The sequence below is a fragment of the Anoxybacillus sp. B2M1 genome (genome assembly GCF_001634265.1).
In the GTDB taxonomy this organism is placed as follows: domain Bacteria; phylum Bacillota; class Bacilli; order Bacillales; family Anoxybacillaceae; genus Anoxybacteroides; species Anoxybacteroides rupiense.
Window position 1 is genome coordinate 3,672,353 of record NZ_CP015435.1, and the last position, 16,086, is coordinate 3,688,438.

Below are 16,086 nucleotides of genomic sequence, written 5' to 3' on the forward strand. Positions count from 1 at the left end.
GCCATACGAGGCTGTCTCATGATGAGATGGCCTTGTTTGTTATGAAAAAGGAGCGATGAACATTGATTCAAGCCGCTTATTTGCATATTCCGTTCTGTTCGCAAATTTGCTATTACTGTGATTTCAATAAAGTATTCTTTAAAGGACAGCCGGTGAACGAGTATTTGCAGGCGATAGAAACCGAAATGGAACAAACAGTGGTTCGATATCCTACACAAAAACTTGATACCATCTTTGTAGGTGGGGGGACGCCGACCGTACTGGAAATGGATCAGCTTGACTTTTTTCTCAATGCCATTCATAAGCGCCTTCCTTTTACTGCGGACGAAGTGGAATTTACCTTCGAGGCGAATCCGAACGAGTTGTCGCGGGAAAAACTGCAGCTGTTAAAAGACGCAGGAGTCAATCGCCTAAGCTTTGGCGTACAGACGTTTGATCATGAATTGTTAAAAAAAATTGGACGAACTCATCGGCGAGATGATGTGTTTCAAATCATTGGGATCGCTCAAGATATCGGTTTTGCAAACATTAGCGTTGATCTGATGTACGGTTTGCCGGGACAGACGCTTGCACAGCTGCGCGATTCTTTGAATATGGCGTTTGCACTCAACATTCAGCATATTTCTGCTTATTCGCTCATCGTTGAACCGAAAACGGTGTTTTACAATTTAATGAGAAAAGGAAAGCTATCTTTGCCAAGTCAAGAAGAAGAAGCAAATATGTACGAGGTCATTATGGAAGAAATGGAGAAGAACGGCTATAAGCAGTACGAAATTAGCAATTATACCCGGCCGGGATTTGAAAGCCATCATAACCTTACGTATTGGAGTAATGAAGAATATTACGGATTTGGTGCAGGGGCGCACAGTTATGTAGCCGGCATAAGAAACGCGAATGCTGGACCGATCAAAAAATATATTGATTTAGTTGAAAAAACGGGAGAAGCGTATATTGAACGCCATGTGGTAACCGAGCAAGAGCAGAAAGAAGAAGAAATGTTTTTAGGCCTCCGCAAAATAGAAGGCATTTCCAAACAGCGGTTTATGGAAAAATTTCATTGTCCAGTCCATGAGGTATTCCATGAACCGATTGAGCAAGAAAAGCAGAAAGGGCTATTGGAGGAAACGGAAACTCATATTCGTCTTACTCACCAAGGAAAACTGCTTGGAAATGAAGTGTTTCAGGCATTTATTGGAGTAATCTAAAGTTGACAGATGTGCGGGGATTTGGTACTTTAATAATAGATTTAGCACTCAATATGTTTGAGTGCTAACAGAGGTGATGATCGTTGTTAACTGATCGCCAGTTATTGATTTTGCAAGTGATTATTGACGATTTTATTCGTTACGGCCAGCCTGTCGGTTCGCGAACGCTTTCGAAGAAGGAGAAAATTACCTTCAGTTCAGCAACGATCCGAAACGAAATGGCTGATTTGGAGGAATTGGGATACATTGAAAAAACGCATATTTCATCAGGCCGGGTACCGTCGGAAAAAGGCTATCGTTATTACGTCGATCATCTATTGTCACCACAGCATCTTACAACGGAGGATATGAGGAAGATTAGATCGATTTTTGCAGAACGAATTTATGAGCTAGAGAAACTCGTTCAAAAATCGGCGCAGATTTTATCGGATTTGACAAGCTATACATCTATCGTTCTCGGTCCGGCTGTGAAAGATAATAAGCTGAAAAGAATTCAAATCATTCCTTTAAATAAAGAAACAGCGGTAGCCATTTTTGTCACGGACAAAGGCCATGTAGAAAACCGCGTGATTACGATTCCGGCTTCCGTGAATGCTTCTGATTTAGAAAAAATGGTCAATATTTTGAATGAGCGATTGATTGGTTCTTCTATTATGGAATTGAAGGATAAGATTTATAAAGAGGTTGCCAACGTCCTGCGTGCCCACATTTATAATTATGACAGCATGTTAAAAACCATTGCGGATATGATTGAGCTGCCGCGGGAAGAAAAGCTGTTTTTAGCGGGAAGAGCTAATATGCTCAGCCAGCCAGAGTTCAATGATATTCAAAAAGTTCATTCTTTAATGAAAATCATTGAACAAGAAAAAGAGTTTTATCGACTGCTGCGTCGAAGCAGCAAAAAGGGAATTCAAGTGACAATTGGCCATGAGAACCAATTGAGCGGCATGGAAAATTGCAGCTTAATTACAGCAACCTACTCGATCGGAGAGGAGCAGCTGGGAACGATTGCAATTCTAGGGCCGACGAGAATGGAATATTCGCGTGTCATTACCGTTTTGAATCAAGTGGCTTCTGACTTAACAAAGGCGTTGACAGATTGGTATCAAAATGGGTAGCATTGGTCATATTGGATAATGGATGGATGGTGTGAAGCACCCCATCCTTTCCTTGTGAATAACTTTTCGATTATACATATATTGGACTTATTTGTTCACTTAAGGGAGGTGAAGCCGATGGAAAACGAACAAAAAGAAATGCTTCAAACAGAAGAGGAAGTTACATATGAACAGCCGCAAGAAGAAGTGAATGAGTCATTGACAGAAGATAAATCAATTACTGATGACGAACAAGATCAACTGACAGCGGCAAACGAACAAATCGCTGAACTTCAGCAAAAGCTGCAGGAATTAGAAAATCGTTATCTTCGCCTGCATGCAGATTTTGATAATTTCCGCCGCCGTACAAGACTTGAATTTGCGGCAGCGGAAAAATATCGCGCACAAAATTTAGTGACAGATCTTTTACCGGTGTTAGATAATTTCGAGCGCGCTTTAAAAATCCAGACAGAAGACGAAACAGCCAAATCCATTTTGCAAGGGATGGAAATGGTATATCGCTCTTTGATTGATGCATTGAAAAAAGAAGGCGTTGAAGTCATCGAATCAATTGGAAAACCGTTTGATCCTCATCTGCATCAAGCCGTGATGCAGGCAGAAGATAGCGGATATGAGCCCAACACGGTCGTTGAAGAATTTCAAAAAGGATATAAATTAAAAGATCGTGTCATTCGTCCAGCAATGGTGAAAGTGAGTCAATAATGTCATAGGAGGGTGATACGGATGAGCAAAATCATTGGTATTGATTTAGGAACAACAAACTCTTGTGTAGCTGTATTAGAGGGCGGCGAGCCGAAAGTGATTCCAAATCCAGAAGGAAACCGAACCACTCCGTCAGTTGTGGCGTTTAAAAACGGAGAACGGCAAGTGGGGGAAGTAGCGAAGCGCCAAGCGATTACGAACCCAAATACGATCATCTCGATCAAACGCCATATGGGTACCGATTATAAAGTGGAGGTTGAAGGAAAACAATATACTCCACAAGAAATTTCAGCTATCATTTTACAATATTTAAAATCGTATGCGGAAGCCTATTTAGGCGAGCCGGTTACAAGAGCGGTCATTACGGTTCCAGCTTATTTTAATGATGCACAGCGCCAAGCAACAAAAGATGCGGGACGCATTGCCGGATTGGAAGTTGAACGTATCATTAACGAGCCGACAGCGGCAGCGCTCGCTTATGGACTTGATAAAATGGAGGAAGATCAAACGATTCTCGTATATGACTTAGGTGGCGGGACGTTTGACGTCTCGATTTTGGAGCTTGGCGATGGCGTGTTTGAGGTAAAAGCGACAGCTGGGGACAACCATCTTGGCGGCGACGATTTCGACCAAGTCATTATCGATTATTTAGTTGAACAATTTAAAAAGGAACATGGCGTTGATTTAGGAAAAGATAAAATGGCATTGCAGCGCTTAAAGGATGCTGCTGAAAAAGCGAAAAAAGATCTTTCTGGCGTTACGCAAACCCAAATTTCATTGCCGTTTATCAGCGCGAATGAAACAGGACCGCTTCACTTAGAAATGACATTAACGCGCGCAAAATTTGAAGAGCTATCTGCCCATCTTGTGGAACGTACAATGGGACCGGTGCGTCAAGCATTGAAAGATGCAGGCCTAACACCATCCGATATCGACAAAGTGATTCTTGTCGGGGGTTCGACGCGCATTCCTGCTGTGCAAGAAGCAATCAAAAAGGAAATTGGAAAAGAACCGCATAAAGGGGTCAACCCAGACGAAGTGGTCGCGATTGGAGCTGCTATTCAAGGCGGCGTGATCGCTGGGGATGTCAAGGATGTTGTATTGCTTGACGTGACTCCACTTTCTTTAGGAATCGAGACGATGGGCGGCGTATTTACGAAATTAATTGAACGCAATACGACGATCCCGACAAGCAAATCGCAAATTTTCTCAACGGCGGCGGACAATCAAACGGCGGTTGATATTCACGTTCTTCAAGGAGAACGCCCAATGGCGGCAGATAACAAAACGTTAGGCCGCTTCCAGCTAACCGACATTCCACCGGCTCCGCGCGGTGTGCCGCAAATCGAGGTCACATTCGATATTGACGCCAACGGTATTGTCCATGTGCGCGCAAAAGATTTAGGAACAAACAAAGAACAATCCATTACGATTAAATCATCTTCTGGCCTTTCCGAAGAAGAAATTCAACGAATGGTGAAAGAAGCGGAAGAAAACGCAGAAGCGGACAGAAAACGCAAAGAAGAAGCGGATCTTCGCAACGAAGCCGATCATTTAGTATTTACAACAGAAAAAACACTCAAAGAGCTTGAAGGAAAAGTGGACGAAGCGGAAGTGAAAAAAGCGCAGGAGGCTAAAGAAGAATTAAAAGCCGCTTTGGAGAAAAAAGATATCGAAGAAATTCGCACAAAGAAAAATGCGCTGCAAGAAATCGTTCAGCAATTGTCCATTAAGCTATACGAGCAAGCCGCTCAACAGGCGCAAGCTCAAGGGCAAACAAATGCAGACGGCGCTGCGAAAAAAAATGACGATGTAGTTGATGCGGAATTTGAAGAAGTAAAAGACGATAAGTAAAAACGGGAAAAAGTCAAAGTCAGGCCTGCCTTGGCTTTGACTTTTTTTCTAGAAAAAAAGCAACGATAGGAAAAATAACACCTATTGCATATATAAAGAAATGGATGGTACAATTAGCTTTATGTGAGTGAATCGGGAGTGGATGATGATGACAAAGCGAGATTACTATGAGGTTCTCGGGGTAAGCAAAACAGCGACAAAAGATGAAATAAAAAAAGCATACCGAAAACTTTCAAAACAATATCATCCAGATATTAATAAGTCACCAGATGCAGCTGAAAAATTTAAAGAAATCAAAGAAGCTTATGAAGTATTGAGCGATGATCAAAAGCGAGCCCATTACGATCAATTTGGTCATACGGATCCTAATCAAGGCTTTGGCGGCTTTAGAAGCGATGATTTTGATTTTGGCGGCTTTAGCGGTTTTGGTGGTTTTGAGGATATTTTCAGCTCCTTTTTTGGCGGAGGAAGGCGGCGTGATCCGAACGCTCCGCGGGCTGGTGCTGATTTACAATATACGATGACACTGACATTTGAAGAGGCAGTGTTTGGAAAAGAAACGGATATAGAAATCCCTCGCGAAGAAACGTGTGACACGTGTCATGGATCAGGAGCAAAGCCGGGAACGAAAAAGGAAACATGTTCACATTGTGGCGGAACGGGACAAATCAGCATAGAGCAGGCAACGCCGTTTGGACGCATTGTGAATCGCAGAGCATGTCATTATTGCGGAGGCACAGGACAATTTATTAAGGAAAAATGTGCGACTTGCGGCGGTAGCGGTCGGGTGAAAAAGCGGAAAAAAATTCATGTGAAAATTCCAGCAGGTATTGACGACGGACAGCAATTGCGCGTAGCTGGACAAGGAGAACCAGGCATAAACGGAGGTCCAGCGGGCGATTTATATATCGTGTTTCGTGTAGAGCCGCATGAATTTTTTGAACGCCATGATGATGACATTTATTGTGAAATTCCGCTGACATTTGCACAGGCAGCTCTTGGTGATGAAATTGAAGTTCCGACGCTTCATGGAAAAGTAAAATTGAAAATTCCAGCAGGCACACAAACAGGTACAAAATTTCGCTTAAAAGGAAAAGGTGTGCCCAATGTGCGCGGATATGGTCAAGGGGATCAGCATGTGATTGTGCGCATTGTGACGCCAACTAAATTAACGGAAAAGCAGAAGCAGCTGCTGCGCGAATTTGATGAATTGGGAGACCAAAGCATGCACCAAGGACCGCAAGATAGCTTTTTTGAGAAAGTAAAAAAAGCGTTTAAAGGGGAATAAACACATTTATGAAATGGTCAGAAATCAGCATTCATACGACACAAGAAGCAGTTGAGGCGATTTCGAATATTTTGCACGAAGCAGGTGCTGGGGGAGTCGTCATTGAAGACCCTTTTGATTTAACAAAAGAACGTGATACCACATTTGGCGAAATTTATGAGCTAAATCCCGATGATTATCCGGATGAAGGAGTCATCATTAAAGCTTATTTGCCAGTCAATAGTTTTTTAGGAGAAACAGTTGAGGAAATTAAACAAGCGATCAATAATTTAATGCTCTATAATATTGATATAGGAAAAAATAAAATTACGATCAGCGAAGTGAACGAAGAAGAATGGGCGACAGCGTGGAAAAAATATTATAACCCAGTAAAAATTTCTGAAAAATTTACGATCGTGCCAACATGGGAGGACTATGAACCGGTTTCCACTGATGAGTTTATTATTGAGCTAGATCCTGGAATGGCTTTTGGCACAGGCACACATCCGACCACAGTCATGTGTATTCAAGCGCTAGAAAAGTGTGTGAAACCAAGTGATACCGTCATTGATGTTGGGACTGGATCAGGGATTTTGAGTATTGCGGCAGCGATGCTTGGAGCCGCTTCTGTTCAAGCGCTTGATTTAGATCCAGTGGCCGTAGACAGCGCCAAGCTAAATGTGAAATTAAATAAAGTTCAAGATATCGTATCGGTTACCCAAGGGAATTTGCTGGATAATGTAAAGGAGCCGGCCGATATTATTGTGGCCAATCTTCTAGCAGAAATCATTATGCGTTTTACAGATGATGCGTACCATCTGGTAAAAGAAAACGGATATTTTATTACATCTGGAATTATTCAAGCGAAAAAACACGAGGTAAAAGAAAAGTTGATTGAATCTGGATTTGTTATTGAAGAAACACTGGCGATGGAAGATTGGATCGCATTAATTGCAAGAAAAGCATGAAAAGAAGGTGGCGGTTTGCAACGGTATTTTGTCTCAAAGGATCAAATTCATCATGACCAAATTGTCATGACTGGGGACGATTATCACCATATGGTACGCGTCATGCGCATGAGGGAGGGAGATGCGGTTATTTGCTGTAATGAAAACGGCAAAGCCGCTTTATGTGAGATTGTGCGGATTTCCAGTGAGAATATGATGCTTCGCATTATAAAATGGATAGAGGAACAAACAGAGCTTCCAATACGGATTTATATTGCTCATGGGCTGCCAAAGGGAGATAAATTTGAATTGGTCATTCAAAAAGGAACAGAGCTTGGTGCTTTTGCATTTATCCCCTTTTTGGCGGCTCGCTCTGTTGTTAAATGGGAAGCGAAAAAAGCGGATAAAAAGCTGGAAAGATGGAGGAAGATTGCAAAAGAAGCAGCTGAGCAAGCGCATCGTACGCGCATTCCTGATATCTACCAGCCGATGTCTATGGAGCCGTTTATTGAATTTGCACGAATGCTGGACTATCGTATGGTTGCTTATGAAGAAGAAGCAAAGCAAGGAGAAGCAGCAGCTTTGCGAAAAGTTTTGCGACAGATGAAGCCGGGCGAGTCGATGCTCGTTTTATTTGGGCCAGAAGGCGGTTTGGCGGAGCATGAAATCACGAAGCTTCAGGAAAACGGTTTTTTCACATGTGGCCTCGGACCGCGGATTTTGCGGACGGAAACAGCCCCGCTTTATGTATTAGCGGCTGCATCATATGAATGGGAATTAAGGTGAGGTGAGAATAATGTCAACAGTGGCTTTTCATACGTTAGGTTGCAAAGTAAATCATTATGAAACAGAAGCGATTTGGCAGTTATTTAAACAAGCGGGCTATGAACGAAAAGACTTTGAAACTCATGCAGATGTGTACGTGATAAATACATGCACAGTGACGAATACGGGCGATAAAAAAAGTCGTCAAGTTATTCGACGTGCCATCCGGCAAAATCCTGATGCGGTTATTTGTGTCACAGGCTGTTATGCGCAAACCTCTCCAGCTGAAGTTATGGCGATTCCTGGGGTTGATATCGTAATCGGAACGCAGGATCGCGCCAAGATCCTTGAATATATTGAACAATTTAAGCAAGAGCGCCAGCCGATTAACGGGGTTCGAAACATTATGAAGACCCGCGTATATGAAGAAATGGACGTTCCTGCCTTTACGGATCGGACGCGAGCTTCTTTGAAAATTCAAGAAGGCTGCAATAATTTTTGCACGTTTTGCATTATTCCGTGGGCGCGCGGCCTCATGCGTTCACGCGATCCGAAAGAAGTCATTCGCCAAGCGCAACAGCTTGTTGATGCCGGCTATAAAGAAATCGTACTAACAGGCATTCATACAGGTGGCTATGGAGAAGATATGAAGGATTATAATTTTGCTGCGCTGCTTCGCGATATGGATGAACAGGTAGTCGGCTTAAAGCGGCTTCGCATTTCATCCATTGAAGCAAGTCAAATCACCGATGAAGTCATTGAAGTTCTCAAGCGTTCCGATAAAATTGTCCGCCATTTGCACATTCCGCTTCAATCTGGGTCCAACAGCGTATTAAAGCGGATGCGCCGCAAGTATACGACTCAATTTTTTGCTGAGCGGCTTGTTCAATTGCGGGAAGCGCTGCCTGGGCTGGCGGTCACATCGGATATTATTGTCGGATTTCCTGGTGAGACGGAAGAAGAATTTATGGAAACGTATGAATTTATCCGTGACCATCAGTTTTCGGAACTTCATGTATTTCCATATTCGAAGCGTACAGGAACACCTGCGGCGCGCATGCTAGACCAAGTCGATGAAGAGGTGAAAAACGAGCGCGTTCATCGCCTCATCGCTCTTTCTGACCAATTGGCGAAGGAATATGCTTCGCAGTTCGAAGGACAAGTGCTTGAAGTCATTCCAGAAGAGCCATATAAAGAAGAGCCGGACAGTGGCTTATACGTTGGATATACCGATAATTACTTAAAAGTAAAATTTCCAGCCACTGAAGAAATGGTCGGTCAGCTTGTAAAAGTGAAAATTACGAAAGCGGGCTATCCATATAATGAAGGAGAATTCGTCCGCGTAGTATCTGATCAGGTAAAGGAAAAAATGAAATTAAGCTCGTAAAACCCAGCGATTAGCTGGGTTTTTTGCTTCTGTCAGAATGGATATCTTGTCTCCAGCTTCAAACGCCAGCGGCTTGAGTCGCTCCGCATCGCACTGCAGCGGCGACACGTGGAGCCTCATCGCTGAACTACTCGCGCAGGGTCAAGCTTGATTCGAGCTCTCGTCGGCGGCGCTTGGGCGTTCATCGCCGCTCGGTGGGCGCTTTTTTTAACCTCATCCATCGAGAAGTTTCCCGCCTCTTAACGGAGTGGAAGTGAGAGAGGTTCATTGAACAAATTTTGCTTGTCGGCTAGTTTTTGCGGTTGAAAAATGGTATGATGATAGAGGTCAGACTTCTCTATTTCAACAGAAAGGAGCGGCATTCATATGGCAAATCAATTGGCAAAAATGATTGACCATACACTGCTGAAAGCGAATACAACAAAGGAACAAATTGTTCAATTATGTGAAGAGGCGAAACAATACGGCTTTGCTTCTGTTTGTGTAAATCCAACATGGGTAGCGGCTGCAGCTGAGCTGCTAAAAGGCACTGATGTGAAAGTTTGCACAGTCATTGGTTTTCCTCTTGGAGCCAATACTCCGGAAACAAAAGCATTCGAAACGAAAGATGCGATCGCTAATGGCGCAACAGAGATCGATATGGTTATGAATATTGGTGCTTTAAAGGACGGAGCGGACGAGCTTGTGGAACGTGATATCCGCGCTGTCGTCGAAGCGGCTAAAGGAAAAGCCCTTGTGAAAGTCATTATTGAAACATGCTTGCTAACGGAAGAGGAAAAAGTGCGCGCCTGCCGCTTAGCCGTACAAGCAGGGGCTGATTATGTCAAAACATCTACAGGCTTCTCTACCGGTGGTGCTACGATTGAAGATATCGCATTAATGCGCCAAACGGTAGGACCGGATATGGGTGTGAAAGCGTCTGGCGGCGTCCGCGATCTTCAAGGAGCCGAAGCGATGGTGAAAGCGGGAGCGACGCGCATCGGTACAAGCTCTGGTGTTGCGATCGTTCAAGGAAAAACGGCGCTTACTGATTATTAATATGCAAGTTATTTTTTATGGATGAAGGTAATCCACGCTTCAATGAAGCGAGTGAATGGCAGAGCGGCGACTGAGCAAAGAACATTGAATAAAACGCTGACATGCGCCAGCTGGACGTCAGGTTTGGCAGCTAAGCTGCCGGCAAAGGAAGCTAAAGGATGAATGAGAAAAAAGAAAATACCTACTCCAGCAATGTTCAGCCATAAATGCGTATAAGCTGTAAGCTTTGCTTCCTGGCTTGTACCAATGCTGGCTAAAAGGGCCGTTACGCATGTTCCGATATTGGCGCCAAGTAAAATCGCAATACCGGCCGGCAATGTGAGCAAATGCTCATGAAGAAAGCCCATCGTAATACCGATCGTCGCTGCGCTTGACTGAATAATCGACGCGAGGAGCATGCCGACAGCAATTCCTAATAGATTAGAGCGATCGGTCTTTTTTAGCCACTCGTAGACAACGGGGTAAGAAGCAAGCGGCTTTGCAAGATCGCCAAATCCTTTCATGGCAAAAAATAAGCAGGCAAGCCCAATCAAGATCATACCGATACTGTAGCTGATGCGATGCCGAAGAAAAAAGACAAAAAAAGCTCCGGTCAGCAGCATGGGAATAGCACTTGCTCCCAGATCAAGCGTAATAATTTCCGTTGTGATGGTAGAGCCTATGTTGCTGCCTAAAATAATGCCGATCGATTGGCGAAATGTTAAATAGCCAGTTGTTACAAGGCCTACGGTGATGATCATCATCGCCGAACTGCTTTGCAGAAGAGCGGTAAGCGCTGTTCCTGTGAGAAATCCTTGAAAGGGTGTTTTCGTAAAATGCAGCAGCCATTTCTTCAGGCGATGGCCAGAAAGAGCGTAGAGACCTGCTTTCAGCATAAACATTCCAAGCAAAAAAATGCTAATATAAACGCTAAATAAGATCAATAATGACAACATGTCCTTCTCTCCTTTCATCACCATTGTATGGACAAGAAGGAGAGACGATGACTGCTTTTTTAGTTGACCTCTTTTATCGGATATATTATAATTGACAGGTACATGTTTAGTAATACAAATGCAAGTGGCGTTGTTCGGAGGGAGGGAAGTAAGATGTCAAAAACAATCGTTCGTAAAAACGAATCGCTTGAAGATGCTCTTCGTCGCTTCAAACGTGCTGTTTCAAAAACAGGTACGTTACAAGAAGCAAGAAAGCGTGAATTCTATGAGAAGCCAAGCGTAAGACGCAAGAAAAAGTCTGAAGCGGCTAGAAAGCGCAAGCATTAAAAGAGGGTGTATTTATGGGTCTTCTTGAACGTTTAAACGATGATATGAAGCAAGCGATGAAAAACAAAGAAAAAGAAAAACTCTCCGTCATTCGGATGGTCAAAGCATCGTTGCAGAACGAAGCGATCAAGCTTGGAAAGGGCCAATTATCTGAAGATGAAGAGCTGACTGTACTTTCTCGCGAATTAAAACAACGTAAAGACTCCCTCCAAGAGTTCGAAAACGCTGGTCGTTCAGACCTTGCTGATAAAACAAAAGAAGAAATTCGCATACTTGAGCTATATATGCCTAAGCAGCTTACAGAAGAAGAGCTAACAGCCATTATTAAAGAAACGATTGCCGAGGTTGGAGCTTCTTCAAAAGCTGATATGGGAAAAGTGATGGGAGCAATCATGCCGAAAGTAAAAGGAAAGGCGGACGGCTCTCTCGTTAATAAACTTGTTCAGCAGCACTTAGCGTAACAAGAAATACATGACTGACATCACCAATCCCCTACAGATCAAGATGAAGGACCGTTTAGAGATGTTCTTCAGCGCCGATCTGTGGGGGATTGTTTTTTATGTCAGAATTTGTCTCTTGTTTTTTTGAAAGAAATCAGGCGCTGTCTAACTTCAAGCTGCATCGGTTCAAGTCGCCCCACACAGGATCAAGCTTGATTCGAGCTCTCCTCGGTGGGCGCTTTTCTTATGATAAAAAGCCTGAAGGTAGGGAACAGCAAACCTTCCTTCTCTTACTGACATATACCGGTGTTACCTAAAAATGCAGCATGTCATGTAGGGGAGCGTTGATGCGAAAAATAGGGGTTGATACATAATGTAAACGGTCTTGGCTTATGCCAAGGCTTCTTTTTTTATGTCAGATGTGCTACATACCTATTTTTTTTCATATGTATGAGATGAAAGGGGGTTCTTTTCGATGATGAAAAAGTGGCGCCAGCAAGTGAGAAATTGGTTGACAAACCAGTTAGAACTGCCTGCTGATCTAGTGATGGACCTTCCCCGTATTACCATGATTGGACACATACATATTTATATCGAAAACCATCGCGGATTATTAACATTTAGTGATAAAGAATTGCGCTTGCTTTTAAAGCAAGGACAGCTTCTTGTTCGCGGCGAGCAATTTGTTATCAAGACGATTCTACCTGAGGAAATTTTATTAGAAGGAAAAATTCATCATGTCATTTATTTAGATGAATAGCATTGAGGAGGAAAAAAATGAAGAACAAGTGGATGAATTTTTTATCAGGAAGCGTAAAGGTTAAAGTTCAGGGAAAAGGAATCGAACGGTTTGTAAATAAATGCTTGCGAAACGGCATTCATATTTGGAATGTTAAAAAGCAGAATGAACACACAGCAACCTTTTTTATCTTTCTAAAAGACGTTCGAGCTATGCGAGTAATGGTGCGAAAAAGCGATTGTAAACTATTTTTTATCGGAAAAAGCGGTCTGCCCTTTTTGGGGAAAAAAATGCTCAGAAATACTGGATTTCTCATCGGAATTTTTTTATTTTTTGCGCTTGTTTTTTTGCTTTCTAACATGGTCTGGAATGTTCGGATCGAAGGGGCTAAGCCGGAAACAGAATACCGAATTTTGAAGGAACTCAAGCAAATGGGGGTTGAAAAAGGAGCTTTTCAATTTCTGTTAGATCCTCCTGAAGTAATTCAACAGAAGCTGACCGATCGCATTGAAACCATTACATGGGTCGGGGTTGAATTAAAGGGGACGACCTTTTACTTTCAAGTGGTAGAAAAAAAGAAGCCGAAGGAACCGGAAGCGGTGGGGGTACGCCATTTAGTGGCGAAAAAGAAAGCCGTCATCACTCATATGTTTGTCGAAGAGGGACAACCGCTTGTTGCTGTTCATGATTATGTGAATAAAGGACAAGTTTTAGTGTCGGGAATTATTGGAAAAGAGGGGAAAACGAAGCTTGTGCCGGCTCGTGGAAAAATTTTTGGAGAAACATGGTACAAGTCTACAGTTGTCTTGCCGTTTGATTCCGTGTTTCAAGTATACACAGGAAAGTATATGGAAAAGCATTATATAGCGATTGGTTCTTTTTCACTTCCGGTTTGGGGGTTTAAAAAACCGCCATTTAGCCATTATAAAACCGAAAACCAAAAAAGGGCCCTGCAGTTCTGGCGATGGAAGCTGCCGATTTATTACGAGCGGGTGATTTATCGGGAAAACGAGGAGGTTAAGCGGAGCTATACATGGAATGAAGCGCTGCAGAAAGCAAAAGAAATGGCGCGAAATGAGCTGGAGGGCAAACTAGAAGCAGATGCTTCCATTGTAGGTGAAAAGATTTTGCATGCAACCAAAGAGAATGGTAAAGTAAAAGTAGAGATTCATTACCAAGTAGTTGAAAATATTGCGATACCACAACCTATTGTTCAAGGAGATTAAGGGATGTCAGAGGAGTTTGTGACGATTAGCCAGCAATTAGAAAATGCCAATGAAGCGATTGCCCTTTTTGGCATTCATGATGTTCATTTAAAACGAATTGAGCAAGAGCTGGGCGTTTCGATTGTGACGCGGGGAGATGCCGTGCACGTTTCAGGAAACAGCGAAAGCGTTCGGCTCGTTGATGAGGTGCTGCGCCATCTGCTCATCGTGATTCGCAAGGGAGTCACGATTAGCGAACGCGATGTGATGTATGCGATTCAAATGGCGAAAAGCAACACGCTAGAGTATTTCATTGAGTTATATGAGGAAGAGATTACGAAAAACGCTAAAGGAAAGCCGGTTCGCGTCAAAACATTAGGACAGCGCCAATATGTAGCGGCGATTAAAAAGCATGATCTTGTATTTGGCATCGGCCCGGCGGGAACAGGAAAAACCTATTTGGCAGTCGTTATGGCTGTTCATGCACTTAAAAATGGATACATCAAGAGAATTATTTTAACTCGTCCAGCAGTCGAGGCGGGAGAAAATTTAGGCTTTTTGCCAGGAGATTTGAAAGAAAAGGTGGATCCGTATTTACGTCCGCTTTATGATGCTCTTCATGATATATTGGGTACTGATCATACACAGCGTCTCATCGAGCGAGGGACGATTGAAATTGCACCGCTTGCTTATATGAGAGGGCGCACGCTTGAGGATGCATTTGTGATCTTGGATGAAGCGCAAAATACAACGCCATCGCAAATGAAAATGTTTTTAACAAGGCTTGGATTTGGCTCGAAAATGGTTATTACAGGCGATATTTCTCAGATTGACTTGCCTAGGGGCGTTCAATCTGGGTTGGCTGCAGCCAAGGATATTTTATCATCTGTTAGCGGCATTTCATTTGTCTTTTTGGAGCAGGCTGATGTTGTTCGCCATCCGCTTGTCGGAAAAATTATTGAAGCGTATGATCAAGCGGGCGTATAAGAATAGGGAAGGCTTCTTTTCAGCCAATAGATAGAAATTTATCATGGAGCTGCATTTATGGTATGATGAAAAAACGAGGGGTTTACGGGCGAAGGGCGTAAATCAGCAACTATGTTATGCTGCAGCATAAAGGCAGTCGAAATTCGTTGGTTAGGCCGCGATTCTTTAAATGAAAATAATATTTGACAAACGCGGTCTTCGTGATTTAAACATTATTATAGCCCGGTCATGCGACAGACCCATTAACATGATGGGTCTCTTTTTATCGAAGGGGCATCAACGAGAAGAGAAGGAAAAGGTGAAGAAAAAATGGCACTACATATTGATTGGTTAGACGAAACAAATGAAGTAACTGATGAGCAGATGGAGGTCATCGCCAAATTATTAAATTATGCGGCTGATGTTGAACAGATTCCAGATGAGGCGGAGGTTAGCATTTCTTTTGTCGATAATGAACAAATCCGGATGATTAATCGTGAGTATCGCGGGAAGGATCAACCTACTGATGTGATTTCGTTTGCACTTGAAGAGATGGGGGAAGGAGAAACGGAAATCATTGGATTAGATGCACCGCCGGTATTAGGAGATATTATTATTTCCGTTCCGAAAGCACAAGAGCAAGCGAAAGAATACGGCCATTCCTTTATGAGAGAATTAGGATTTTTAGCTGTGCATGGCTTTTTACATTTGTTAGGATATGACCATGAAACAGAGGAAGACGAAAAGGAAATGTTTGCTAAGCAAGAGCAAATTCTGGAACAATACGGGTTGAAACGATAAACGATGAAGCAGTGGCGTCAGCGATGGAAACGGTTTCGAAATGCGTGGTCAGGAATGGTGGCAGCAGTAAGGGAAGAGGTGCATATGAAAATTCACCTTATGCTTGCTGCTATCGCCATTGTTTTCGCTATTGTTTTTCATTTTACGAAATGGGAATGGCTTATATTGCTGTTGACAATTGGCGCGGTGATCAGTTTAGAAATGGTGAACACGGCGATTGAACGGACGGTCGATTTAGTAACAAAAGACTTTCATCCGCTTGCCAAAGCAGCCAAAGACATAGCGGCCGGCGCTGTTTTGCTTGGTGCGATCATGGCGGTTATGATAGGAGCCATCCTTTTTCTGCCACATTTGTATAATTGGGTATTGAAATGAGAAAATTCGAATTTT

At 43.0% G+C, this 16,086-nt stretch carries 18 protein-coding genes; 17 read left to right on the plus strand and 1 reads right to left on the minus strand.

Going from position 1 to position 16,086, the window contains the following annotated elements; genetic code table 11:
* Nucleotides 1-62: 62 nt before the first annotated feature.
* From hemW to deoC, 9 genes are all read left to right on the plus strand, one after another.
* Entirely contained in the window at nucleotides 63-1,205 is a 1,143-nt protein-coding gene (gene hemW / locus GFC28_RS17810; protein WP_044744577.1) for a radical SAM family heme chaperone HemW, read from the plus strand.
* An 83-nt stretch (nucleotides 1,206-1,288) separates the two neighbouring features.
* Nucleotides 1,289-2,323, plus strand: coding sequence for a heat-inducible transcriptional repressor HrcA (gene hrcA, locus GFC28_RS17815; RefSeq protein ID WP_044744576.1), 1,035 nt, complete (start codon nucleotides 1,289-1,291; stop codon nucleotides 2,321-2,323).
* 117 nt (nucleotides 2,324-2,440) lie between these two features.
* Complete coding sequence (gene grpE / locus GFC28_RS17820; protein WP_044744575.1) at nucleotides 2,441-3,025, plus strand: nucleotide exchange factor GrpE; 585 nt, start codon at nucleotides 2,441-2,443, stop codon at nucleotides 3,023-3,025.
* Between the two features lie 21 nt (nucleotides 3,026-3,046).
* A complete protein-coding gene (gene dnaK, locus GFC28_RS17825; protein ID WP_044744574.1) occupies nucleotides 3,047-4,879 on the plus strand; it encodes a molecular chaperone DnaK in 1,833 nt (610 codons plus the stop codon).
* Nucleotides 4,880-5,027: 148 nt separating this feature from the next.
* Nucleotides 5,028-6,167, plus strand: a complete 1,140-nt coding sequence (gene dnaJ / locus GFC28_RS17830) for a molecular chaperone DnaJ (protein ID WP_044744573.1) — start codon at nucleotides 5,028-5,030, stop codon at nucleotides 6,165-6,167.
* An 8-nt stretch (nucleotides 6,168-6,175) separates the two neighbouring features.
* On the plus strand, nucleotides 6,176-7,114 hold the full coding sequence (gene prmA / locus GFC28_RS17835) for a 50S ribosomal protein L11 methyltransferase (RefSeq protein ID WP_044744572.1): 939 nt from the start codon (nucleotides 6,176-6,178) through the stop codon (nucleotides 7,112-7,114).
* A gap of 15 nt (nucleotides 7,115-7,129) precedes the next feature.
* Nucleotides 7,130-7,879 (plus strand): 16S rRNA (uracil(1498)-N(3))-methyltransferase, encoded by a 750-nt coding sequence (locus tag GFC28_RS17840; protein ID WP_044744571.1) that lies wholly within the window; start codon nucleotides 7,130-7,132, stop codon nucleotides 7,877-7,879.
* A 10-nt stretch (nucleotides 7,880-7,889) separates the two neighbouring features.
* Nucleotides 7,890-9,245: a tRNA (N(6)-L-threonylcarbamoyladenosine(37)-C(2))-methylthiotransferase MtaB gene (gene mtaB / locus GFC28_RS17845; protein ID WP_044744570.1), complete on the plus strand. Its 1,356-nt coding sequence runs from the start codon at nucleotides 7,890-7,892 to the stop codon at nucleotides 9,243-9,245.
* Nucleotides 9,246-9,611: 366 nt separating this feature from the next.
* A complete protein-coding gene (gene deoC / locus GFC28_RS17850) occupies nucleotides 9,612-10,283 on the plus strand; it encodes a deoxyribose-phosphate aldolase (protein WP_044744569.1) in 672 nt (223 codons plus the stop codon).
* An 8-nt stretch (nucleotides 10,284-10,291) separates the two neighbouring features.
* Here deoC and GFC28_RS17855 read toward each other — a convergent pair whose 3' ends face one another.
* Nucleotides 10,292-11,218, minus strand: coding sequence for a Na/Pi symporter (locus tag GFC28_RS17855; protein ID WP_044744568.1), 927 nt, complete (start codon nucleotides 11,216-11,218; stop codon nucleotides 10,292-10,294).
* Nucleotides 11,219-11,371: 153 nt separating this feature from the next.
* On the opposite strand from GFC28_RS17855, the gene rpsU reads away from it, so the two are divergent.
* The 8 genes from rpsU (at nucleotide 11,372) to GFC28_RS17890 (ending at nucleotide 16,071) form a co-directional block, all read left to right on the plus strand.
* Nucleotides 11,372-11,545, plus strand: coding sequence for a 30S ribosomal protein S21 (gene rpsU, locus GFC28_RS17860; protein WP_027407847.1), 174 nt, complete (start codon nucleotides 11,372-11,374; stop codon nucleotides 11,543-11,545).
* Between the two features lie 14 nt (nucleotides 11,546-11,559).
* Nucleotides 11,560-12,006, plus strand: a complete 447-nt coding sequence (locus GFC28_RS17865) for a GatB/YqeY domain-containing protein (RefSeq protein ID WP_044744567.1) — start codon at nucleotides 11,560-11,562, stop codon at nucleotides 12,004-12,006.
* 98 nt (nucleotides 12,007-12,104) lie between these two features.
* Nucleotides 12,105-12,302, plus strand: coding sequence for a hypothetical protein (locus GFC28_RS19425; protein ID WP_156487553.1), 198 nt, complete (start codon nucleotides 12,105-12,107; stop codon nucleotides 12,300-12,302).
* A gap of 158 nt (nucleotides 12,303-12,460) precedes the next feature.
* Nucleotides 12,461-12,745, plus strand: coding sequence for a sporulation protein YqfC (gene yqfC / locus GFC28_RS17870; RefSeq protein ID WP_044744566.1), 285 nt, complete (start codon nucleotides 12,461-12,463; stop codon nucleotides 12,743-12,745).
* Between the two features lie 17 nt (nucleotides 12,746-12,762).
* A complete protein-coding gene (yqfD, locus tag GFC28_RS17875; RefSeq protein ID WP_044744565.1) occupies nucleotides 12,763-13,950 on the plus strand; it encodes a sporulation protein YqfD in 1,188 nt (395 codons plus the stop codon).
* Nucleotides 13,951-13,953: 3 nt separating this feature from the next.
* On the plus strand, nucleotides 13,954-14,916 hold the full coding sequence (locus tag GFC28_RS17880; protein WP_044744564.1) for a PhoH family protein: 963 nt from the start codon (nucleotides 13,954-13,956) through the stop codon (nucleotides 14,914-14,916).
* Between the two features lie 309 nt (nucleotides 14,917-15,225).
* Nucleotides 15,226-15,696: an rRNA maturation RNase YbeY gene (gene ybeY, locus GFC28_RS17885; RefSeq protein ID WP_044744563.1), complete on the plus strand. Its 471-nt coding sequence runs from the start codon at nucleotides 15,226-15,228 to the stop codon at nucleotides 15,694-15,696.
* Nucleotides 15,697-15,699: 3 nt separating this feature from the next.
* Nucleotides 15,700-16,071 carry a diacylglycerol kinase family protein gene (locus tag GFC28_RS17890; protein WP_044744562.1) on the plus strand — a complete coding sequence of 124 codons (372 nt, stop codon included), beginning with the start codon at nucleotides 15,700-15,702 and terminating at the stop codon, nucleotides 16,069-16,071.
* The last annotated feature ends 15 nt before the right edge of the window (nucleotides 16,072-16,086 follow it).